This is a genomic window from Xanthomonas prunicola, from assembly GCF_002846205.1.
Classification (GTDB): Bacteria; Pseudomonadota; Gammaproteobacteria; order Xanthomonadales; family Xanthomonadaceae; genus Xanthomonas; species Xanthomonas prunicola.
Genome location: NZ_PHKV01000001.1, coordinates 731442 through 751980, shown reverse-complemented (window position 1 = coordinate 751980; position 20539 = coordinate 731442). Strand labels below are relative to the sequence as shown.

At 55.4% G+C, this 20539-nt stretch carries 22 protein-coding genes; 16 read left to right on the top strand and 6 right to left on the bottom strand.

Translation table 11 applies throughout. The features are described 5' to 3' along the window. Positions 1–19: 19 nt before the first annotated feature. The 5 genes from XpruCFBP8353_RS23315 to XpruCFBP8353_RS03320 all read right to left on the bottom strand — a co-directional run bounded on the left by XpruCFBP8353_RS23315 (position 20) and on the right by XpruCFBP8353_RS03320 (position 3809). Positions 20–865 (bottom strand): hypothetical protein, encoded by an 846-nt coding sequence (locus XpruCFBP8353_RS23315; protein ID WP_133125615.1) that lies wholly within the window; start codon positions 863–865, stop codon positions 20–22. 10 nt (positions 866–875) lie between these two features. After that, entirely contained in the window at positions 876–1721 is an 846-nt protein-coding gene (locus XpruCFBP8353_RS23310) for a hypothetical protein (RefSeq protein ID WP_133125614.1), read from the bottom strand. 580 nt (positions 1722–2301) lie between these two features. Continuing rightward, positions 2302–2682, bottom strand: coding sequence for a hypothetical protein (locus XpruCFBP8353_RS03330; protein ID WP_223646403.1), 381 nt, complete (start codon positions 2680–2682; stop codon positions 2302–2304). Beyond that, the gene (locus tag XpruCFBP8353_RS03325) at positions 2679–2993 is read right to left on the bottom strand and encodes a hypothetical protein (RefSeq protein WP_101361897.1); all 315 of its coding nucleotides are present in this window, start codon (positions 2991–2993) and stop codon (positions 2679–2681) included. The genes XpruCFBP8353_RS03330 and XpruCFBP8353_RS03325 overlap by 4 nt, the downstream gene beginning before the upstream one ends. Positions 2994–3047: 54 nt before the next feature. Continuing rightward, positions 3048–3809 carry a hypothetical protein gene (locus tag XpruCFBP8353_RS03320; RefSeq protein ID WP_101362458.1) on the bottom strand — a complete coding sequence of 254 codons (762 nt, stop codon included), beginning with the start codon at positions 3807–3809 and terminating at the stop codon, positions 3048–3050. A 108-nt stretch (positions 3810–3917) separates the two neighbouring features. Between XpruCFBP8353_RS03320 and XpruCFBP8353_RS03315 the strand changes: the two genes are divergently transcribed. The 5 genes from XpruCFBP8353_RS03315 to XpruCFBP8353_RS03295 all read left to right on the top strand — a co-directional run bounded on the left by XpruCFBP8353_RS03315 (position 3918) and on the right by XpruCFBP8353_RS03295 (position 8079). Next, entirely contained in the window at positions 3918–4286 is a 369-nt protein-coding gene (locus XpruCFBP8353_RS03315; protein WP_165786150.1) for a helix-turn-helix domain-containing protein, read from the top strand. A gap of 108 nt (positions 4287–4394) precedes the next feature. Next, complete coding sequence (locus XpruCFBP8353_RS03310; protein WP_101361895.1) at positions 4395–4904, top strand: hypothetical protein; 510 nt, start codon at positions 4395–4397, stop codon at positions 4902–4904. Between the two features lie 2 nt (positions 4905–4906). After that, positions 4907–5362, top strand: a complete 456-nt coding sequence (locus tag XpruCFBP8353_RS03305) for a hypothetical protein (RefSeq protein WP_101361894.1) — start codon at positions 4907–4909, stop codon at positions 5360–5362. Positions 5363–5545: 183 nt separating this feature from the next. Continuing rightward, a complete protein-coding gene (locus XpruCFBP8353_RS03300) occupies positions 5546–7324 on the top strand; it encodes an ATP-dependent nuclease (RefSeq protein WP_101361893.1) in 1779 nt (592 codons plus the stop codon). After that, positions 7321–8079: a hypothetical protein gene (locus tag XpruCFBP8353_RS03295; RefSeq protein ID WP_101361892.1), complete on the top strand. Its 759-nt coding sequence runs from the start codon at positions 7321–7323 to the stop codon at positions 8077–8079. The genes XpruCFBP8353_RS03300 and XpruCFBP8353_RS03295 overlap by 4 nt, the downstream gene beginning before the upstream one ends. Before the next feature lie 91 nt (positions 8080–8170). On the opposite strand, the gene XpruCFBP8353_RS03290 is transcribed toward XpruCFBP8353_RS03295, so the two are convergent. Then, positions 8171–9571, bottom strand: a complete 1401-nt coding sequence (locus tag XpruCFBP8353_RS03290; protein WP_101361891.1) for a site-specific integrase — start codon at positions 9569–9571, stop codon at positions 8171–8173. 970 nt (positions 9572–10541) lie between these two features. On the opposite strand from XpruCFBP8353_RS03290, the gene XpruCFBP8353_RS23780 reads away from it, so the two are divergent. The 11 genes from XpruCFBP8353_RS23780 (at position 10542) to XpruCFBP8353_RS03240 (ending at position 20524) form a co-directional block, all read left to right on the top strand. After that, the gene (locus XpruCFBP8353_RS23780) at positions 10542–11048 is read left to right on the top strand and encodes a hypothetical protein (RefSeq protein ID WP_162300962.1); all 507 of its coding nucleotides are present in this window, start codon (positions 10542–10544) and stop codon (positions 11046–11048) included. A gap of 40 nt (positions 11049–11088) precedes the next feature. After that, positions 11089–11586, top strand: a complete 498-nt coding sequence (locus tag XpruCFBP8353_RS24065; protein ID WP_101361889.1) for a hypothetical protein — start codon at positions 11089–11091, stop codon at positions 11584–11586. A 286-nt stretch (positions 11587–11872) separates the two neighbouring features. Further along, entirely contained in the window at positions 11873–12097 is a 225-nt protein-coding gene (locus tag XpruCFBP8353_RS03275; RefSeq protein ID WP_101361888.1) for a hypothetical protein, read from the top strand. Positions 12098–12497: 400 nt separating this feature from the next. Then, positions 12498–12977 carry a JAB domain-containing protein gene (locus XpruCFBP8353_RS03270; protein ID WP_101361887.1) on the top strand — a complete coding sequence of 160 codons (480 nt, stop codon included), beginning with the start codon at positions 12498–12500 and terminating at the stop codon, positions 12975–12977. Between the two features lie 145 nt (positions 12978–13122). Beyond that, positions 13123–13950, top strand: a complete 828-nt coding sequence (locus XpruCFBP8353_RS03265; RefSeq protein ID WP_243391035.1) for a DNA adenine methylase — start codon at positions 13123–13125, stop codon at positions 13948–13950. A gap of 10 nt (positions 13951–13960) precedes the next feature. Beyond that, positions 13961–15946 (top strand): ATP-binding protein, encoded by a 1986-nt coding sequence (locus XpruCFBP8353_RS03260; protein WP_101361886.1) that lies wholly within the window; start codon positions 13961–13963, stop codon positions 15944–15946. A 1-nt stretch (position 15947) separates the two neighbouring features. Continuing rightward, entirely contained in the window at positions 15948–17285 is a 1338-nt protein-coding gene (locus tag XpruCFBP8353_RS03255) for a hypothetical protein (protein WP_101361885.1), read from the top strand. Between the two features lie 95 nt (positions 17286–17380). Then, positions 17381–18070, top strand: a complete 690-nt coding sequence (locus XpruCFBP8353_RS03250) for a hypothetical protein (protein ID WP_228423557.1) — start codon at positions 17381–17383, stop codon at positions 18068–18070. Then, the gene (locus XpruCFBP8353_RS03245; RefSeq protein WP_070690772.1) at positions 18063–19475 is read left to right on the top strand and encodes an XVIPCD domain-containing protein; all 1413 of its coding nucleotides are present in this window, start codon (positions 18063–18065) and stop codon (positions 19473–19475) included. The genes XpruCFBP8353_RS03250 and XpruCFBP8353_RS03245 overlap by 8 nt, the downstream gene beginning before the upstream one ends. 174 nt (positions 19476–19649) lie before the next feature. After that, positions 19650–19772 (top strand): hypothetical protein, encoded by a 123-nt coding sequence (locus tag XpruCFBP8353_RS24450; protein WP_258072051.1) that lies wholly within the window; start codon positions 19650–19652, stop codon positions 19770–19772. Then, on the top strand, positions 19769–20524 hold the full coding sequence (locus XpruCFBP8353_RS03240) for a reverse transcriptase domain-containing protein (RefSeq protein ID WP_101361884.1): 756 nt from the start codon (positions 19769–19771) through the stop codon (positions 20522–20524). The genes XpruCFBP8353_RS24450 and XpruCFBP8353_RS03240 overlap by 4 nt, the downstream gene beginning before the upstream one ends. Positions 20525–20539: the final 15 nt, after the last annotated feature.

Genomic DNA, 20539 nt, shown 5'->3' with positions numbered 1-20539 from the left:
ATTCAGCGCTTGACGGGGCTTAGAGTTTTAATGTCCTGTGGTAAATCACCTCTTTGTTTCGCTCATCTCGGTGAATTCCAATATAGAAAACTGCGGCATGAAAACTGTTTTCAATTCTAAACGCTTGAAAGTAATACCGAGTTGCCGCAGCGGGGGTGGTAGCATCACCTTCTTTGAGATGATCCTCTTTTTCGTCCTGGTGAATTTTCTTATCCTCCTTGAGGACGGTCAGGTTATACTTAATTCCGCCGCCGGTTGCTGCATATTTAACTCCTCGGCTTTTAAAGTAGTTGGCAAGTGTCCCTTCTGATTTGTTATGTCTAACAAGATCTCTTAAGGCAAATGTCGCCTTTATGGCAAAGTCAAAGCGATGTTTTGGTATTTCGTCGCAAGTTTCAAACGCATTATCGAAGAGCTTCAGGTTTTTTGCTGAGCGAGCTATGGCTTTTATTTTTTCAGATAAAAGTGATTCTTGTGGAAAAAAAAGTTCGCATAGTTTTTGATATAAAGCATCTAAGAAATCTCCATGTTCAGCGAAGGCTGTATATTTTGGCCAGCTTACTTCATTCATGCTGTCACTTTTTTGCCCTTGGATGTCCTTGATTTCAATCAGTTCCTTTCGGAGCTCAAAAGGAAGTGGGGCATAGGGGAGGGCAAAAATCCTTACTTGGCTATAGTCGTCGTGTGAGTTCTGATAAGCGTGGACCGCAGCAGCAGCATGGCTTGGATCAGGAACTATAATATATTCTCCACTCTTGGTTCTCTCGGCTATAACCAATGTTGCATCTAGGTCATAAAGGCCGGCTTGTGTGATGAAGCGTGTTCTCAGCTCTCGAGGAAGTCCAATTATGCATGCAGTGCTCATTTTGCGCTCCTTAAGTGCGAGTGCGGATGAGGCTCGTTGCTACCAATATTGGAAGAACTATTTTCTCGAGATCTGCGTCGGAAGTTATCTCTAAGAGCTTGAATATGTGCTCTCGAACGTGTGAAATTTTTTCCGCTTGAGAATCAGTAGTCCATTGCTTTTGTTGGACCAAAAGATGTGCTGCATCAATTCCGTTAGCAGCCGACCATTGCGATATCTCCTGATAAACCCTTTCTATTCTGAAAGACTTCCATTGAGGAGCATTTTCTCCTAACGCTTGTGTAAAAGTTAGATTCAATGCGCTGGAGTATTCGGCGTTGTTTAGCATTTCATCAAGAATTAATCGATGATCTTCAGCGATTCTTGTGTCTCGCAAGAATTCGAGCATCCATTTTTTCAAAATGTCTTTGCTTAACGGAAGTATTTCGAGAAATTTTGAGGGGTCAGGTGCTAAAAAATTTTCTCCATCAGTTTTGAAGTGCACAACATCAAACGAATCTTTGTTGAGAAATCTTTTTCTGGAGGCATCCTGATTTAAGAAGGCCTGCCAAACATCGCTTCTAATAACAACTGATTTTCTTTGCTGAATCGGTGTTGAGGGTTCAACTACAGCTTTTGGATTAAGGCTGACGATTATATCGCCCCCTTCCGCAGTTGAAATTGAAGCCAACCCTCCCTGTGAGCGCTCTAGGAAATCTTTAAACTTTTTGTATCCCATCGCCTTTTCGTCAAAGCGTCCAAGGCCCGCCAGAGCATATTCCGCTATCAGACGTTGTTTCAGTCTTGCAGCTTTTTCTGGCCCTGATTGGAGCAGCCGCCTCAGGATCTTGCCCGCTTGGATTTCTGTAGTATTCATTTGGCTATTCCTTTATACCCGCCCATACTAAAAAACCACTACGCAGGGTAGTGGTTTTTAGTTTTAAATGGTACTTTTTTGAGATTCCCTAACTTGCGGACGTCGTATGAAAAAGAGAACCTCAACCTTTTCCATCACTTTGGCCCCCGGCAAGCGTCCTAGAAGTAGTCAGATTCATTGATCTGCTGATTCTTTGGACTAATTTCCATTTAGCCGAACATTGTAGCTGGTCTGAATGAGTCTGTCAACCCATCATCTTCATCATCTACGTTCCTGTTGACGCTCATGGTTACGGTAGATGGCACGCCTTGTCAACTAGTATGTGAATGTGTCGTCTGCTGCTCGTCAAGTATAGCTTGACTTGACGCCTTGACCTTTCCCCGGTCTCTTCGCTACGTGCCTGGAACGTGCCATGCCGCCTTTCCTGGAGCCTCAACTCGTTTCCGCTACAGGAGTGGCTGGCGCATAGGGACTAGCCAGATATTTCCCTCTGAGATGCACAGTATGTGTCTAACACCCACAGAATTCGACGCGCCTTGTCGACCACCGTGCGTTTTAGGTGCTTTGGCGCGAGTGATCTTCAGCTGGTCAGCTGCAACCACAACACCAATAGCACCATTGGTAGTCCGCTGAGCACTGACACGACCCAGAAAGCTCCCATCACGGCCAGCGGCGTCATGACCCACCACTGGGCAGCCGTAAATCCCTGGTCGCGCCGCCGAGCTGCGCCGGCCTCCTGCGGATACAGCCGCTCCGCTTTCCGCAGGCCCCGGCGAGCCATCAGCGGCCCGACGATGAAGCCGAACGGGCCCAGGAAGAGCAGGCTCAGCGAGAACCACCAGAAGAACCGGTTGTGCGGGGTGGTCACCTTTTTAGGGGCAGCGCGCCTTGCGCCATCCCCATAGAGGCCAATCAGGGTGCCAGCGGAAGTCCCAACCATCGGATTCGATTCGGTCTTCATTTGGCGTAGGCCCTCCAGATGCCATCGCTCTTGGCATAGCGCAAGTTCTTGCTCACGGGGATCGGCACCTGCCGGCCCTCAATGCTCAGCACTGCCTGGCCGCGTGTTTCGCAGCGGTAGCCATCGGCGCCTTCCGCTTCCGCGCAGGCGGTCAGTTCGAAGTTTTGGACGTCGGTCACCTGGCCGGCGCCGCTGTCTTTCAGCAGTCGGATAAAAGCTTCCTTGGCATTGTCAGATGAGGGCTTGCCGCCGCAGGCGGTCAGGCCCAAGGCCATGGTCAACGCGACCAGGCCAATCCATGCGTTTTTCATGTCGTTCCTTTTTTGAGGGATGGTGACGCGGAAGGCGGGCCAAGCCGGGACCTACTACTTGTCGCGGTTCCCGTCGGGCCTGAAGGCAGCAATCCAGAGCCTGGTGTCTTTGAAGGGCGTCAGCATCCCCGACGGTCCGGGATGCAGATCTGCGGTCTGGATGAATCCCGAGACCCACGCCACGCGCAGGGCGACATCGACGGCGCGGTCAGCCACGCCGGGCCGGCTCACATTGACGACAAACGGCTGGGCCGGAGGGTTGGGGCCGTTGGAGCGCTGGGCGCCCGTGTTGGGCTTGCTGGGCAGCACACGGATGCCGCTGAGCGAGTCCCGGCCTTTCCACAGGGCAGCGCTGTTGAGCTCCGCTGTATCGCCCAGGTCGTCAGTTTCAGTCACCGCGGCATCGAAGCAGGTGCGGAAGGTCTCGACGCTCGATGCCGTCGGGCTGGTCCAGATGCGGGCCTCTGCGGTCCAGCAGGGCAAGGAAGCGCCCCACTCGGTGAAGGTCAATGCAACTCGGGGCCAGTCCAACTTCCCGAGCTGGGCCTGCTGATGGTTGTCGCCTTTGAACAGGTTGGGCAGCTTCCCGGTGCCATTGATTGGCGTGTAAATCGAGCCAGTTCCCTGGCTGCCGGCTTTGCTGCCCGAGTTTGGCTTGATGCCGACCATCTGCTTGCCGGTGTCGGCCAACCCCTTTCCGAGTTGACGGAAGAAGCCGGACTTCTGCGCCGGCACATCTTGGGCGTGGGCGGTAAACGGCGAGACGAGTGTCAACGCCAGGAGCGCCGCGAACGCTCCTTGTCCTGTGTGATTCATCGCAAACCCCTGCAATACCGCCCGTTTGGCGTATTTGCAAATATGGCAAATGCAGCGCAGGATTGGAAGCGGCAGACTTGGGGGTCAATTCATCCTTCGTTGGTCTTCATGCCTGCTCCGCTGCCTCCCGCATACACCTTTGGCCGTCGCCTTCGTGAGGCCAGGATTGCGCGGGGCATGAACCAAGCCGCCTTGGGGGCTGTTCTCGGGCTGGAGGAACAGAACTCGGCAGCTCCCAGGATTTCGCGCTACGAGCGAGGGGACCGCATGCCTGACAACGAAAGCATGGCAAAGCTAGCGGAGGCGTTGGAGCTGCCCGTGGCATATTTCCATGCAGCCAGTGACATCATGGCGGAGGCCATCTTGGTGCTTTCCCAGTTGCCTCCAGCGAAGCAAGAGGAGCTGCTGCGCCACATGCGTGAGTTTGCCGGTGCCTCGGAGAAGGCATCTTTTGCCGTGAGCAAAGCCAAGAAGTAATCTCTGCTCTGCGCTATCCGAATGAGCAAGAATCACCATGGAGTGGTCACACAAGGGCTACACGAAAAGAATCAGAATTTGGTGCAGAAACTGCTCATGGAGTGAAGCATGACCGCCCAAGAAGGTAGCGGTCGCTTCCACCATGTTTTCGTCACCCTCAAGGGTGCCGACAAGAAGCATGCCCTTTTTGTTGACTTGTCGCCAAGCGAACTGAAGAAGCGCTTTGTGAGGCCCTACAAGCAGGGCAAACCGGTGCTGCTTATCGACCACACCGTGGTTCAAACCCGCGATATCACTTGGACCTCGATACGTGTGACGCCGCAGGCTGCTGAGCCCACGCTTGAAAGGCTGCAAGAAGATAGCCGCCGCCACACTGATGAGCTCAACAACATGGGCGGCTCCCTAATGTTTCTGGGTCACTTCTTCTGGAGTAACGACGACTTGCTGGAAGAGGGTTCGGACGTTACCGGGAGCTACATTCATGGACCCCCGGGTGAGGCGAGTAGTTTCAGCAGGCTGGTCTCATGGCTGGCCGACAATGTTGGCAAGGCATTGATTGGCCTTTTGTTCGCGATTGCACTGGCATTTTTACTTGCTTGGTTTGGACTAAAGAAATAGTGATGGAGAGGCTACGCCAGCAGCTAATTGAAGCCTCTTTGGCTTGGGAGTCCACCTTTGGGAATGCTCCGGCCATCACCTCTGTATTGTCGGAATACGACGCTGCCGTGCTGTTGGGATGTTCCCTGGCTGATTACTCTGCTTGCATGCGCGGTGCGACTGCCGTCCAGCGGGGCCATGACTTCGTTTATCAGGGTCTGCGCTACCAAGTGAAGGGAAACCGACCCAGTGGTAAGCGAGGCAGCACAGTGACCCGGGTTCCCAAGCCGTCGAACTACGAGTGGGAGCGGCTGATTTGGGTGCTATACAACCCGCAATATGAAATGCAGGAGGCTTGGCTCTGGGAGGTAGAAGACTATCGGCAGCGCTTCGATGCCATTTCGAGGCTTGGGCCTGGGCACATGCGACTGGGACACTCGCTTATCGATGACAGGCCATTGCAAGCCGGCCGCCTGTAACTAAGCAAAAAGCGGCGGGATTGACTGGGCACGGAAAGCGCGTGTTCTACCTATGCAAGCAGCACAGCAACGGAAAAAACGCGGCTACGTGATAGTTGAGCTTGGTGGCGAACACAACAATTGCCTTTAGGATCAAATGAAGGCAGCTTTCAGCAATTCACCGCTGAACTAGGGGGCAAAGGAATGGCTGTTTACATCTCAGAGTTGGATATCCGGAATTTTCGCTCTTGTGATGCTACTTCCTTGCAGCTAACCAACTTCACTCCACTGGTCGGCCTGAACAATTGCGGAAAGAGCAACTGCCTCACGGCGTTGCAGTGGTTAGTCCGAAAGGCCAAGTTGGGCGTTGAAGACTTCCACGACCCAGCTCAACCCGTCCAGGTTACGGGGGTGCTGGTCGGCATCACGGATGCTGATCTAGATGTTCTGGAAAGCAAGCACCGTAAGAAGATCGAGCCACATATACACGACGGCATCCTGAAAATTCGGCGAGTCCAGGAAGTGCCTGGTGGTGAGGTGACTTTGACTATTATGGACCCAGCCAACAAGCAGTGGGACCCTAATCCAACTGGAATCGATAACGCCATCACTGCTCTGTTTCCGGATCCCATCCGCATTGGGGCGATGGAGAACGCGGAGGAGGACGCGAGCAAGGCCAAGACGACTACGACCATCGGAAAGCTGCTTGCATCGATGCTGTCTGCTATTCAAGAGCAGCACGAGCAAACCTTGACTCCTTATTTGGCAGCAATTTTGGGCATGATTTCAGCTGAGGGGGGCGACCGCTTTGACGAGTTGGGGCGTATCGATGCGTCCATCAACGGCAAGATCTCGGACCTGTTCCCTGGGATCAGCATCAAACTCGACTTCCCTGTTCCGGCTTTCAATGACCTGATTAAAGCGGGGACCGTCAAGGTCTACGAAGGTAACGGGCAGGGACGTTCATTCGGCTCTTATGGGCATGGAGCGCAGCGAGCGATTCAGATGGCTATGGTCCGGCATTTGGCTGACTTAAAGAGAGGAGCGGCAGCCGCCGGTGGCGCCACCTTGCTTCTAGTGGATGAGCCAGAGCTATTCATGCACCCTTTCGCCGTGGAACAGGTGCGTGAAGCACTTCGAGCTTTGTCGGAGCTGGGGTATCAGGTTGTGTTCTCGACGCACTCCGCGCAGATGATCCTTGCCAAGGATGCGAAGAACGCGTTGTTGATGACCAAGAAACATCCTCACGGGACAAGAGCAAGGCCGCGTCTGCTATCCGTCATAGAACAGTTGGTGGAGAATCCCACCCACCAGATGCTCCAAATCTTTAGTCTGACCAACTCTTCTCAGGTGTTGTTCGCTGACAAGGTGATCCTGGCGGAAGGAAAAACAGAGCTCCGGCTGCTCCCATGTCTCTTCCAGGCCATTGCCGGTAAGACGTTGGGCCAGTCGTCGCTGGCGATTGTGCCAATGAGCGGTGTAGCCGATACCAAAAAATCGATAGAGGTCCTTGCGGCTCTGGGTCTTCCCGCGTGCGCCATCGTGGATCTTGATTATGCCTTCCGGAACGCGCAGGTGCATGGTTTCCTCGCGGAAGACGATCCTGACATCGCTATTTGCAGGGAAATCCTTGCGAGACTTGCTCAGAATGATGTCATCACTCTGGACGCAAGCGGCCTACCTAAGAAAGACGCGCGTGGTCCGGCATCCAGGGCATTTGAGGTTCTAGCTGGAGAGGCGGATGCTAGTGCTCACATCGCCTCGCTGGTGACGAAACTTCGCAATCAATCCATCTGGCTCTGGAGTCGTGGCGCTATAGAGCCTCACGTTGGCCTCGGGCAAAAAACCGAACACGCTTGGCTTACTTGTCAGATTGATATTGAGACCAAGGGTGTGGACGCTACTTGTGAGGATGCAGCAGGAGTTCGTGAGATGGTGAATTGGTTGTCTCAGCTTCCGGTTGAAGTCGAGGAAGAAGCATGACCTCCAAGATGCGTTCTGCTTTCATGCTAGATGATCCAGTTAGGCATTCGCTGCTCGCAGGACATCGCTTCTACGTCCAACAGGCGAAGGAGAGGCTGCTTTCAACATTCGGCAACATTTCGGCGGAGGCAGATGCTGCGGCGGATGCTTATTGGGAATCCTCCGGGCGTAATTTCGACCCAGACATTCACGACGAGGCTGAGCAGGCTGAGGATGCCCAGAATCATGGAATCATGTTCTATGAGTTGCTCTCGGAAATGCACGAGCGGACTCGCCTAAGCGTTGTGGCGGGTATGTTTCATCACTGGGACAAAGCTTGGCGACGGTTCTTGGTGGATCAGCTTCGGCTACCTGGGTTTGTTATAGGTATCCATACGAGAAGGGCAATGTGGACGATGGATAGCACCCAGCTAGAAAGATTTTTGGAGGCACTTGGACTGAATATTGCGACTTTCCCAGGATATGCTCGCCTAGATGCAATGCGACTGGTCGTCAATGTGTTCAAGCACGGCGAGGGGAGGTCGATGGATGATCTCCGGTTGGCCTACCCAGAGTTTGTTCCAGTGGTCAATGGATGGGTTCGAGCATTCCCTGATGACACCAGCATGAAGGTGACGGACACGCATTTGGACGAATTCGCAAACGCCATTGAGTCCTTTTGGAAAAGTGTCCCAAAAGAGTTGGTTTTCGATGCCACTGCGTCACTAAAGTTGCCTAAGGAGCTAGCAGCCGCGCGCGCAAAAGATTTGGCCTAAGCCAGCTCTAGCTTCAGCCCTCCGGATCAACAGGCCAGACATCCGGTCGCGCACCAGCGAGAACTTCTCGCTGGCCAGCGTTTTCGATGCGTTACGGGTAGAACTTGCTTGAATCTGCCAAGGACTTGGCAAACTGCCCCCGCTGGTAGCGCGGCAGCTCCACGTTGGGCTGATACAGCTCTAAAGCGGCAAGCTGCTTGCTGCGCGTCACCTGCGGTTTCTTGTGCAGGTAGTGCTGGCGCAAGACCTGGACCCGATCCCGTGGGTCGGTGCTGTGGCCGGTGACCAAGGCAATCTCCTTCTCCGGCACGTCGTTGACGTCGAGCTCAGTGGCCAGCGTATGGCGGAAGGCGTGGAACCCGATGCCCTTGGGGAAGCCCAGGCTCTTCAGATAGCGCCCAAAGTCCACCACGAACTGCTGACTGTAGCGAGCGTTGGTTTCCCCCGTCGTGCGGTTCACGCCCGCAGAGAGCAGCGGGAACAGCCGAGGATGGCCCGTTTCCTTCATGTCCTCCATGAACTCGAGGAATCCGGCCTCCAGGAGCGGCTTCGCGATGGGGATGATGCGCATGCAGCCCGCGCCTTTCATGCTTTGCCGGCTGCGCCGCCGTCGCTTCGGGTCTGCGGCCAAGTCTTGGTCCAACGTCTTCTGAAAAGCGATGCACCACACCCCGCGTTCCTCGATGATGTCGGTCAGCTTCAACTGGCAGACCTCGTTGACCCTGGCACCGGTATACAAGCCGATCATCGGTGCCCACCAATACTGTGGTTTCTTGGCCCAGGGGATGAAGGTTGCGGGGTCAAAAATGGCTTGCAGGTCTGCGTCCTCGAACAAGCGGATCGCCTTGTCGGGATCGATGGTGTGATCTTCTTTGGGTTTCCGGAAGGCTTTCATCGGTGACAAGTCGATGGCTTGTCCGTTGACCAAGTGGTTGAAGAAGGCAACAAGGAATCGGCGGTGACGCTCTTCCGTGGCAGGTGACAGCGGCGGCACGTCTTGCTCTTTCCCCAGCGCGATCGCTTCGTCGAAGGAGAGGTCCTTCAGCAGCGGATCAGACACCAGGTTCCTTGGGGCCCAGCGCAGCAGTTTCCAGAGCGCCTGGATGTGGTAATAGTCCACTCGAGCCGCGGAGATGTTGCCGCAGGTAAGAAGCAGGAGCTTCAACGTGCGTTCGGTGGACTGGATGGTTTTGGGCTCCAGTTGCCGGCGACGCATGTCTTCCAGATGATCCTCGATCTCCTTGGCAAGAGGGCGCGCCGGCGTGCCCATGGGCAACTGCGCGGGGTAGCGAGTGCTGTTTTTGATGCCGCTCCTTCGTCCGGTTTCGTCGAGCGCGGCGAGGATGCATTCTTGCAGGTTGATGGCGGCTTCCCGACCTCGGATGATGGCGCGGTCGATGCGGAACCGGCCGATGTGGATGCCTTCCAAATGCAGCAGGCCGAAGGGCGAGGCGATGTAATCGTTGAGGGTTACGGAGGGGTTGCTGGTCATGGGTCACTTCCATCGAAAGATGGAAGTAGGGATATGACAGGACGAAAATTCGTCAACGGGGGCGATACAAAAATCTGCGTTGCCAGCGCAGTCCTAAGGTGTTGGGGTGTCCCCTCTGGGGTGCTTCCCTGATTCGCCAATTCGTTACCTGGCAGAAATCCTTATATGCCAAGGCCTGCGAGGAAATTTGGGTCGATTTATCGCAGTCATTTGTGTACTGTTTGCAGTAAATAAGCTAACTAAATAACCCAACAGAGCTGGTTTAAAAATGAATATAAAATAAATGTTAGGTTATTTTCGTTAGTTTAATTGAGTTAATTGATGGCTGCGACGGTGCAGGCAACTCAGAAATTCCCTACATCGTGAGGGGATTGAGACCTATGGTTTACGAAACAACCTAAGCATAATTTGACATTGCCGGACGCGAGACCGATGGTCGCTCTCCTCGCGGACGATTGAGCAGCGTCATGCCGGCATCCTGTAAAAGTTCACGTGTGACATCATGGCGAGTCCAGGTCTCGCTTGGCGTCATGGCGCTGGGTCAGCGAGAAAATCGGATTCGCACTCGCATCTTCGTCGTTCGCTGCTTCGACAGACGTTGCTCCGATACGGACCTAATTTTGTGCAAGATTAAGCTTGCGTGAAGCGAGCTGATCTGCAACGCTATCCACCTTGGGACTGCGCTTGCGCGGCTGTAATGGAATTACGAGAAGGTGAGATGGGCAACAAAGCAGTAGCGCTAAGTGCAGCCGCACTGGCAGTCGTAGTAGGTGGCATCATCTGGACGCACGAAGCGCGTAAGGACGACGAAGGGTCAACGCAGGGCATCTCCCAGAGTGAGACTCCCAATGCAGCGAACGAATCAGTCAAAGAACGGGCCCCGTCTCAGTCGATTGAAGGCGGCGTCGATCTTCGGAATGACTCTCGTGTTCGACATCCGTTCCCAGAAGTGCCGAGAACTAGAGACGGGATGAGCTTCGATAACGATCCTGGCTATGCCGAAAGCAAGGCCGAGCAGAAGTGGCTGGATCGTCATGGTTATCCCAACGAAAAGCAGCTAGAGGCTTACATGGTCGCCCCGGAGGCCCTGCTGAAGCAGGCATCGGACGCGGGTGATAAAGTCGCTCAAACGATCTTGGATGCACGGTTGTTGCCTTCAGACCCCACGGCGCAACAGCGCTTGGTGGATGCTGGAGCGGAAGGAAACCTCTTTGCTTTAAACATGCTGGCATCCTTCCAAGGCGGCAGCGCAAGTGGTGATCCTGTTGCTGCGTATGCCGTGTCGCGTGTGGCGGAAATGCGTGGAGATACCCGTGCCTCTGTTACTCGAGAAGTGATGATGTCTAAGTCACTTTCAACAGAGCAAAGAATGCTCGGGGAGTCTGAAGCCTTGCGACTCAACGCCGAAATAGACCGGATCTACACGTCGAAGCATGGCAGGGCACCGGTATTGGATAAACGTCCAATCGGTCAGTAGGTTTGTGTGGTTAATTGTTTTTAAAAGGAGTGGGGCGTAAATGGGAATTATGAAGAAAGCTGGCGTCGCTGCGATGTCACTGACGGGGCTTATGGGGGTTGCATTTGCGTGCTCGGAACTCCCGATGCCGCCACTGGTGCCTATTCAGGTGCCCTTGACGCAGCTGCCAAAGTTTAGCGACAGCAAGAATCCTGCCAATGCCCTTTTTATGGACAGGCTTGATTCGGCAGCGTCTAAAGTGCTGGGTGAGGGGAATTGGGTCACAAACTCCTATAAGGGGTATGTTTCCTACACCGTAAAGATTCTCAACTATACTGGCCGGGGCATGGTCTACATTGAGAAGCCTTGCGGAAAGAAGGCAAAGGAAATGGCCGAGAAGATTGCTCAGCAGCCTTCAAGCGGCGGCGGTGGTGGTGGCGGCTCCGCTGGAACCGGCGGTGGTGGTGGTGGAGTGCTGATTGGCGGCGGTTGCTACGGCTCTTGCGGCGGCAGAATTCCGACGGGTGACGTAGGTCCCATCGAAACCCTGCCGAGCTGAGATCAGGTCGAGCTTTTCTAAGAACGCCCCAGTTCAAAGCTGGGGCGTTTTTCTTTGTAACCAGGAGACTCTCGTTCTTCAAAGGGTGAGGGGAACCAGGTGGCGCTGGCGAGGTTGAAAGCGTTTCGTTGGCCTACACTTTGGGGCTCGGTGGGCGTTGCCAGACTTTGAGAAGCTCCCCATGGAATGCTTGAGCAGCGTCGTGCCGGCATCCGAAAATAATTCCACGCTGCCTTGGCGGCGATGCGTCTCACGCAGTGCGACAAGACCGCCGATACTCAAGCCCATGAACAGAGCTGAGCTTCGCCGTCACCTTGAGCGTCTGGATACTGCGGTGCCCGCCCTGCGGGCCTCAAGTCCTGATCGCCGCCACTTCTGGCAAGCCTTTGCGAGCATGACCGCCGCCATCAAGAGCAAGGCAGCGACGCGTGAGGACGCGCAGTTCGTTGGCCGTCGAGCCGAGGAAATCTTGTCCTGGCATGGGCTCGAAGACATGGACGATCACGTCTGAGCCCGCTGGTGCCGAGCAGCTTATCCCGATGCCTGCGTGCTTCTCATGCGCAGCGGTGCGTGCGTAAGGCAAGCATGCACAGGTCCGCAGTAGCCCATCACTGACTGCGAAGCTCAGCCATCGCCTGCTGCCATCAATCGACCCCGCCCATCCAAATGCCGTTTGGCCCGTAGGCCTTGTAGGGCATGCATGGTGCTATCTCCACCAACGCTGGGCCTCTCAAGGGACCTTAGCTTCGCTGTCCCGACCGCAAGGGCGAGCCTCCTCCCCGACGCTGACGCTTTGTTGCGGGCCTTCGCTGCGCGCCGCTTGCGCGGTGCTCACTCCCGGGTGCGGTCGGGCCGGACGCTTCGCCTGTCGGTTCCCACGAGGCGCACAACGCGCTGGTGGAGAAGAACCGATGAAGCGCACCCAAGACCTGAAGGCCCAATACCAACTCCAGATGGACGAAGAGGGCATCTTGCTCGCAGCGGCCACAATCCTGGAGCAACGCCTTCAACGCCAAGGCCGCATCCACAGCCCGGAGCAAGCCGGCAGCTACCTAGTCGCCCGCTGCGCCCACCTGCCGCACGAAGTGTTCGGCGTCGTCTTCCTCGACACCAAGCACCACATCTTGGCCACCGAGCACCTCTTCAGCGGCACCATCGACGGGTGCGATGTCCACCCGCGAGTCGTAGCAAAGCGTGCTCTCGAGCTTAGCGCTGCCGCAGTCATCCTCTTCCACAACCACCCTTCGGGCAACCCGGAGCCGAGCGAAGCAGACCGCAAGGTGACCGAGCGCCTGCAGCAGGCCTTGTGCCTCCTGGACATCCGGCTGCTCGACCACCTGGTCATCGGCGGGCGTCAGCACACCAGCTTGGCGGCTAGGGGATGGGTGTGACCCATATCTCTGCTGCCAAGCGGATGTCAAGTCGGGGTAAGGCAGTCCCGCGCACAAGACGCGGGATTTCTGTTAACTTTGCGTGGATCGCGTTGTTCAAATGAGTTCTAACGCAAATCGGAGCGAGTCTGAGGGCATGGATCCCGTGAGTAGCGTCCAATCTACGCTTAGCCCGTTCCTGAAATGGGCAGGGGGGAAGCGCTGGTTTGTCCGGCATCACGCGGGCCTCTTCCCCACCACCTACAACAGGTATTTCGAGCCTTTCCTTGGCGGTGGCGCAGTCTACTTTCATTTACGGCCGCAACAGGCCGTGCTCAACGACGTGAACCCGGAGGTCATAGCCGCTTACCAGGCTATCAAGGGGCACTGGGTTGGACTCAAGAGAAGCTTGGCTTACCACCAGCGCCTTCACGATGTAGACGGCGATTACTACTACACCGTCCGTGCGCGAACGCCCACGAAGCTGGTGCAGAAGGCATCGCGAATGATCTATCTCAACAGGACCTGCTTCAATGGAATTTATCGTGTGAACCGCCAAGGTGAGTTCAACGTGCCTCGCGGTAGCAAAGATAGCGTCCTGATGGAGACCGACGATTTCAAATCCATGGCCGCTTTGTTATCCACGGCTGATCTTCGTGTCGGTGATTTCGAAAAAGTGATCGATGAAGCGAGCGAAGGCGATCTGGTCTTTGCCGACCCGCCATATACCGTTAGGCACAACCTCAACGGCTTTATCAAATACAACGAAGTTCTCTTCTCCTGGGCTGACCAGGAACGATTAGCACGAGCGCTCAAGCGTGCAGGCGCACGCGGTGCCAAAGTCGTGGCAACCAATGCCAACCATCATTCCGTTCGCGCACTGTATGAAAGTTGGGATTTCCTGACACGTTCAGTGAGCCGGTTTTCTCAGATTTCTGCTGACGGTTCAAGTCGCAAGCAATTCGAAGAGCTCATTATTACCTGCAATATCTAAAGGAGTCGCTATGTCCACGCTTGGAAGCTTGATGGATACCTCGGCCACGCAAGGCAATCCGATTGATGCCCTACGAAGTTTCCTTGATACAGAGGCTCGCAATGAGGCAGCAAAGCTGACGAGCAAGATGCGCTTTGTAGGCTACGTGCTAGAGCTAGGTTTTGACGCTGCAAAGATCATCACGAGCGACCCCTACAAGCTGGCTGTGGGCGGAATCCCTCGCGGCTCTTTTTTGATCATGACGCCGGTCAATACGGCGACAGCACCTGCGCATTTCACCCTTCTTCGAGTGACCGGTGTATCACCCACGCCACTGAGCAACCAGGTTCAGCAGACGTATTTCGAGCTGCACAAGAAGTCCATGCCCGAACTGGATGTTTGGACACAAAGCGAGTTGCAGTGGGGTGCGCTGGACTGTGATGTGCTGGGGATGTTCTACGCCGATCCTGCCGCTATGCAGCGCCTGGCCTACTCCGGTGATGTGAACAATGTGGTGAGCGCTCATCGATACAAAGTTTTCGCGCCGGATGACGCTCTATTGAAGGTGATCGTCAATGGCATGGTTAAGCCAGAGAGCCAGATCGAAATCGGCGCGCTGAGGACGATGGAATGCGGTCTTTCCAGCGCAACCACAAGCAGGATCGCCGTCTCAATCTCCATGCGAGATTTCAAAGGCTGCCGAACTGCGATGTTCGGTAAGACGCGGCTCGGAAAATCCAACGTAGTCAAGCTCATTGCCAAAGGCATGCTTGATGCAACTGCGGATGACAGGTCAGTAGGCCAGTTGATCTTTGATGTGAATGGCGAGTATGCCAATGACAATCCGCAAGACGGAAACAAGTCGATTCGTTCGGCCAATGCAGACCGTTGTGAGGTTTATGCATTGACAAGTCGCCCGGAGACGCCCTCCAAGCCGTTGCGATTGAACTTTTACGAACAGACCGAATCAGCGATCCAGATTCTCGGGTCGATGCTGACGCAAGACAACAATACGTCGCACTATGTGAAGAGTTTTGCCAGTGCATCGTTGCCGTCTGTGGACGCAGTGAAGGCTCTTCCGGCGGAAGAAAAAGTGCGCCCTATTCGTAAGATTCAAATGTTCTGGGCCATTTTGAACAAGGCTGGATTTGAAGTCGATGAGCGGAGGCTGCGCGCTTTGGGGCTCGTGGCTCGCCATACCAAGCACTTTGACCCCCATTTCAAGGCGGATTTGCGTGCCGCTGCCTATGCAGGAACGGGTGCCGGCACGCCGCCAGCTGCGATTGATTCAATCGATCTTCTCCAGGCCGAGCTTGAGGTGATGGCTCAATTTCGACGGGAAAATTCGTCCGATCCTACTTTGACCTCTTCATCATCGAAGAAGGCTGTATTCGATCCCGACGACATCGCCTTGTTAGATTTCCTCAATCCTGGAGCTGGCCGAACAGGGCCCGGCATGCTACGGGCTTACAAGAACTTCCATTCGCCTCAAGCTGGCGATTTCATCAACGAGATATTGGGTCTCCTGGATCAGGGCGCTACGGTGATTCTTGATCTAGGCAATGCGAACGACGAGATTCGCCGCTATTTCGCCGACATGCTGTCGAAGGCCGTGTTTTCACACCAGGAAAGAAAGTTTGTCAGCAATACGCTGGGTGGCCGCTTCGTGCAGCTCTATTTCGAGGAGGCTCACAATCTATTTCCTCCTGATGCGCGTGATTTGACCGGGGTGTATGCGCGCTTTGCTAAAGAGGGGGCGAAGTTCCACATCGGCATGGTGTATTCGACCCAGTCACCGTCCACGATCAACAAGGACCTCTTGGCTCAGACAGAAAATTTCTTCGTGGGCCATTTGTCCAGCCAGGACGAAGCCCGGGCTTTGGGGCGAGTGCAAATCGCATTTGAAGGAATTGAGCAGGACATCCTCAGAGCCAAGACCCCGGGTTATATGCGCATGCTTACGATGTCGCATCGGTTTATCATCCCATTGCAGGCAAATAAGTTCGAGGCCATTTGACATGCCTTACAGTGCCGGAACGCGCTTGCCCTTTGAATCAGCGTCGAAGCTGGGTCATTTGTCGGTTGTCCAGAGTGCGTGGGTCAAAGAGTTGGTCCGCGATTTCGAGCACGCCAAGCCGCTGGTGTCCGATACGTCCGGAACCTTGTGGCACCCCATCGACACTGAACGGTCGCTCCCACTCCGAAGTGTTTGGGCGGTCGATGGTTCGTTCGTTGCCGTTCGCTCAGAGGGCAAGCCGCCTAAAGAGGTGGCGTTCGTGAAAGCAGCACTGCTGTTGGTAGATCGCGCCAAACTTGATGCCATTGACAAGGAAAATCCGCACCCTCTTTTGCTGCAGGATGTTCTCAGGGATAGCGCGATCTACCATTCCACCGTGTTCCCACTAAAGAATGTGCGGACCCCGCTGGGTAACAACTACGACGCCGTGCGTCACATCGTTAGGGACTCTTTTAAGATCGACCAAGATGGGGCTTTCTTTGACACTCTAAAATGGCTCGTCTACAAAAAGTGGACCGATGGGACATCGTCGTCGCCCGCCTTTGAGTGCCCGCATTGTCACTCCATGATCGAAGGGCTGCCGCATGACGCAGACGAGGGTGTATGTGCTCTTTGCAAGCAGACAGTCTTTGTCTCGGACCTGATTGGCTTTCATTTGGACATGGATGAGGACAGCGCTCCCGATTCAGTGGCGTCCTCCTACATGTTGGTTATGGAGCATCTGATGCTCTTTACAGCCATTCGAGTTGCGTGGGGTCACACGGATAAGTCGCTTGTAGGGGAGACGCTTTTCATCAAAGACGGGCCACTATCGCTTCGCAGTCAATATTCAAAGCTTGTTCCTAACATCCGTGAGTTCTTGGCATTCGCTGTGAGCCAGGGGCGTGGTGTGCACATCATCGGACAGGAAAAGAGTGGTGCCTTCGTAGACCACCTGCAATCAATTGTGCAGTTTGCGTCACCGCACGAGCGAGGTGAGCCGGGCAGCTATGCCGCGCTCGATCACAACTATGTCCGCCGTGAGGTTTACCGCTCCCCGGACTTGTCCAATCCCTACGGCAAGCGGACCAACTGGGGAGAAAAACTTTTTGTGAAGCTCGACCCGGGTATGTCTATGGTTCTCAATGTGCCGACCGGCAGCTATCTAGATTCGGGCGAACGTCCGCTTGCCGAGGATTTGATCGGGCTACAGCGGATTTTAGCCACCTTGCCATCCATCGTGAGTCATAAATTCGAAGGGGCGCTGTTCCCTGTGGAGTTGGCAAATGGTATTGCCTCGATGTCCAGCTACCCCTCAGCTGCGATTTTGGCCAAGTTTTTGGAAGACCAGTCGGCGTAGATGCGAGGACAAAAGCACATCGGCCAGGCGCCCGCCTGGTATGAGCCCAGGAACTGACAGTAAGCTTTAGAATCTCAAGCGTCGGATTGGTTGCCATGGATCTCAACAAAGGAACCCGCATCGCCAAAGCCCTTTCAACAGTCACGCTGTTGTTGGGAGTGGCCGCATGCGCGCAATCGTCAAACGCACATCAGGAGAAAGCCGTGAAGGAACCGACCTCCGCTGACATTCGGCGCGAGCAGGACCGCGTCGCCGCACTGGTCGATGCCGCCGCTCCTGAGCGTTCGGCGCCAATGATGACCTGGGATGGCTATCCCACCTTGCAACCAGGGGCTGAGCACACCCCAGAGCAGCTTCTCAAGCAGATCGAAGCACTCGCCCAGTCCCTTCACTCCCAAGCAGACTCCAACCCTGCCAATGTGGAGCGAGTCTTGGGCATCGCGCTTCCTCCCGACGCCAAGCAAGAGCGCAGAGGGGTGACCGGCAAGGTGGGACAGGGCACTTACGATTGGGCTGTGTGGAAGCCATCACCTAAGCACCCAGGGCACCGGGTGGAACTGACCCTCACCCCGAATGCGTGCCTTGCCTACGACGCATTGAAAAAGCAAATGCAAGCCGACGGCTTCCGGGTGTATGTGCCAACCTTTGGCGACGACCAGCGAATCACGTTCGACAAGATTGTCGGCCCTTCGCTCGGGCTCTACATTGCCGCGACTCCTGACCATCGCGACGCGCCGACCTGCGTGACGGTCGTTGTCTTTGAAATGGAGCGCAGCGATGCTTGACCCTCGCATTGAGCGCATGCTTCAGGAGACCGAACAACAATCGTCTCTGTCCCCAGGTGCAGCCAAGGACCTCCGCGAGGCAGTGGAGTCCTCTCCTTACCTGGTCGAGGTGATGACCAAAGCCATCGACAACGGCGACCTTGAGCACATCAAGTTCGCTCGCACGCCCAACGAAGGCGGGCACTATAACCATGGTGAAAAGACGATCAGCGTCAACGCCGATGTATTGCAGCGACCTTCCCGGACAGAGCGCATAGACCAGCTGACGGGCATTCTTGGGCACGAGACGGGGCATGCTTTGATGGCCCGCTCCAACGACCTCAGCACCTACAAGCTGTCCTACCGAATCGATGAGGCGCTCAAAGAGGGTGCACGCTACGGCGATGCGACGGTGGACATCACCCCGTTGGCAAAGGAATACATCAACGCTTCCCGGGAGAACGAAGCGCTCGCAGAAATGGTGTCGATGAATTCGGTGGCCAGTCGGGTCAAGCACCAAGACAGCAACGTCAGCGAAGCAGAACTGCTTCATCGCCTCGACCCGACCACGCCCTGCGTCACGAATGGGCGGCTGGCTCCAGGCATCCAGATGGATGTCCAGGGCATCCAGCACACCGACAACCGCATCGACAGCCCGGCGATAAAAGCCGTGGCGATTTGTCAGTTCGATCAGTCCGGCAAAAGCTTGGGCGCGTTAGGACAGTCCGACTACAACGCTTTTTACTTGTCCTACGTCGTCTCCGCCGGGGCTGCTGTATCCCGTGACCTCGACCGGGCCTCCAGCCAGTCGATTCCGAGCCTTGGCCTAAACCTTAAAGAGCTCGGCAGCTCGGCGGAAGAGATCCAGGCGGCAGGCGTTGGACTGGGAGGGCAGGGGAAAGCCTTCGGGTTCACGGATACCTCTGATGGGCAGCTGAGACCCACGGAGGTGCGGCAGATCGGAAAAAGCGGCGTGGGGCAGCCCGACATCGAGTCCCAGGCCGTCCCTCGCAACGAAGCGGTGCTGGCCGACAATCCCGCTCACCCGGACCACTCTACCTACCAGCAGATCCATTCTTGGGTGCAGGGGACAGGGAACTGGAACGACGAAGAAAGCCGGAACGTGTCGGCTGCGCTTTACAAGCAGCAGGTGGACGACCCGTTGCTCAAGCGAGTGGACCAGGTCACCGGGGGGCTAGGCCGAGATGGGGCCCACAACGTCTTCGCGGTCTACGCGCCGCATGGGGTAGGAGTCGCGCCGATGTTCCATGCCCATGTCGATGGACGCGAGGCCTCCCAGCAGCCGGCCCAGCAGAGCCTGCAGCAGGCCGAAGTTATCAAGCAGGACCACGTGCGGCAGCAGCAGATGGAACAGACGCAGCAGCAAAATCAGCAGCAGGAACAGGGGCCGAGGATAACTATGTGACCCTGCCTTGAGTTACACTGTGCTGGCTCTGGCGATAGGCTCTCCGCCTGTCCCTCTATTCGTCACCAAGTGACTTACTCGACGCCGCATGTCTCTATTCGGTGGTCGCCGTTGGTTATGTGTCCATGCGCCCTGCGCTAGGCAAGCCGGAGCTAAGAATAGAGGAGTGATCTTATGAAGAAATACATTCGTAAGACCCGCCTAGTTCATGCGTTGCTGTCGTTTGGGGGCGGATTTTTCCGTTTCCTGGCAGCGCTCATGAACATGGCATCTAACTACTCGTGGGCTTCGCGATGAAGAGATGGGAACACCGCTTTGAGGTAAAGCCAGGGCGATGGGTGTATGTCCCGACTCCCTTGGGCAAAGCTGCAGGTGAGGCGATCCGTTTATCTGTGTCAAAGGTGTGGGCTCGCCCCAAGTTCTACTTTCACCTTCGCAAGGGTGGGCATGTGGCGGCTCTCCGGCGACATTTGAAAAATCAATATTTCTATCGCTGCGATCTTGACGACTTCTTTGGTCGCATCAATCAATCGAGAGTCACGCGCAGCTTGAAGGAGAGCTTTTCCTACGTTGATGCGAGGAAGATGGCAAGCGAAAGCGTGGTCATCCGTCCCGACGCTGGTAAGACCATGCTGCCATATGGGTATGTTCAATCCCCAATTTTGGCATCTTTAGCGCTTGACCGCAGTCGAGTAGGGCGGTTTTTACGGCAGTGCGAAGCCTCCGAAGACATGACGGTCAGCGTTTACATGGATGACATCGTCTTGTCGTCCAACGACGAAGCGCGCCTCTATGTCGCAGCCGCTGAGCTTGCTCAGCTCGCGACAGCTGCAGGCCTGCCACTTAGTGCAGGTAAGACAATTGGGCCTGCCTCAACAGTGACGGCCTTTAACGTTGAGCTCTCTCATGGCCTGTTGACGTTAACGCAGGACAGGCTTGATCGCTTCCGTGAGTCGTATGCCACGGCAAGCTCCTTGCATGTCGAACATGGAATAGTGCGCTACGTGCATTCGATTAACTCCGCCCAGGTTGCCACTGTGACAACCTGACGTGACCTCCTGCGA

What these genes read in the sequence shown, in the direction of transcription:
- XpruCFBP8353_RS03325 (WP_101361897.1), bottom strand. Translation starts at nt 2,993, where the DNA reads ATGAAAAACGCATGGATTGGCCTGGTCGCGTTGACCATGGCCTTGGGC.
- XpruCFBP8353_RS03240 (WP_101361884.1), top strand. Translation starts at nt 19,769, where the DNA reads ATGAAGAGATGGGAACACCGCTTTGAGGTAAAGCCAGGGCGATGGGTG.
- XpruCFBP8353_RS24065 (WP_101361889.1), top strand. Translation starts at nt 11,089, where the DNA reads ATGGGAATTATGAAGAAAGCTGGCGTCGCTGCGATGTCACTGACGGGG.
- XpruCFBP8353_RS03270 (WP_101361887.1), top strand. Translation starts at nt 12,498, where the DNA reads ATGAAGCGCACCCAAGACCTGAAGGCCCAATACCAACTCCAGATGGAC.
- XpruCFBP8353_RS03305 (WP_101361894.1), top strand. Translation starts at nt 4,907, where the DNA reads ATGGAGAGGCTACGCCAGCAGCTAATTGAAGCCTCTTTGGCTTGGGAG.
- XpruCFBP8353_RS23780 (WP_162300962.1), top strand. Translation starts at nt 10,542, where the DNA reads ATGAGCTTCGATAACGATCCTGGCTATGCCGAAAGCAAGGCCGAGCAG.
- XpruCFBP8353_RS03255 (WP_101361885.1), top strand. Translation starts at nt 15,948, where the DNA reads ATGCCTTACAGTGCCGGAACGCGCTTGCCCTTTGAATCAGCGTCGAAG.
- XpruCFBP8353_RS23310 (WP_133125614.1), bottom strand. Translation starts at nt 1,721, where the DNA reads ATGAATACTACAGAAATCCAAGCGGGCAAGATCCTGAGGCGGCTGCTC.
- XpruCFBP8353_RS03245 (WP_070690772.1), top strand. Translation starts at nt 18,063, where the DNA reads ATGCTTGACCCTCGCATTGAGCGCATGCTTCAGGAGACCGAACAACAA.
- XpruCFBP8353_RS03275 (WP_101361888.1), top strand. Translation starts at nt 11,873, where the DNA reads ATGAACAGAGCTGAGCTTCGCCGTCACCTTGAGCGTCTGGATACTGCG.
- XpruCFBP8353_RS03310 (WP_101361895.1), top strand. Translation starts at nt 4,395, where the DNA reads ATGACCGCCCAAGAAGGTAGCGGTCGCTTCCACCATGTTTTCGTCACC.
- XpruCFBP8353_RS03320 (WP_101362458.1), bottom strand. Translation starts at nt 3,809, where the DNA reads ATGAATCACACAGGACAAGGAGCGTTCGCGGCGCTCCTGGCGTTGACA.
- XpruCFBP8353_RS03300 (WP_101361893.1), top strand. Translation starts at nt 5,546, where the DNA reads ATGGCTGTTTACATCTCAGAGTTGGATATCCGGAATTTTCGCTCTTGT.
- XpruCFBP8353_RS03250 (WP_228423557.1), top strand. Translation starts at nt 17,381, where the DNA reads ATGGATCTCAACAAAGGAACCCGCATCGCCAAAGCCCTTTCAACAGTC.
- XpruCFBP8353_RS03330 (WP_223646403.1), bottom strand. Translation starts at nt 2,682, where the DNA reads ATGAAGACCGAATCGAATCCGATGGTTGGGACTTCCGCTGGCACCCTG.
- XpruCFBP8353_RS03260 (WP_101361886.1), top strand. Translation starts at nt 13,961, where the DNA reads ATGTCCACGCTTGGAAGCTTGATGGATACCTCGGCCACGCAAGGCAAT.
- XpruCFBP8353_RS24450 (WP_258072051.1), top strand. Translation starts at nt 19,650, where the DNA reads ATGAAGAAATACATTCGTAAGACCCGCCTAGTTCATGCGTTGCTGTCG.
- XpruCFBP8353_RS23315 (WP_133125615.1), bottom strand. Translation starts at nt 865, where the DNA reads ATGAGCACTGCATGCATAATTGGACTTCCTCGAGAGCTGAGAACACGC.
- XpruCFBP8353_RS03295 (WP_101361892.1), top strand. Translation starts at nt 7,321, where the DNA reads ATGACCTCCAAGATGCGTTCTGCTTTCATGCTAGATGATCCAGTTAGG.
- XpruCFBP8353_RS03315 (WP_165786150.1), top strand. Translation starts at nt 3,918, where the DNA reads ATGCCTGCTCCGCTGCCTCCCGCATACACCTTTGGCCGTCGCCTTCGT.
- XpruCFBP8353_RS03290 (WP_101361891.1), bottom strand. Translation starts at nt 9,571, where the DNA reads ATGACCAGCAACCCCTCCGTAACCCTCAACGATTACATCGCCTCGCCC.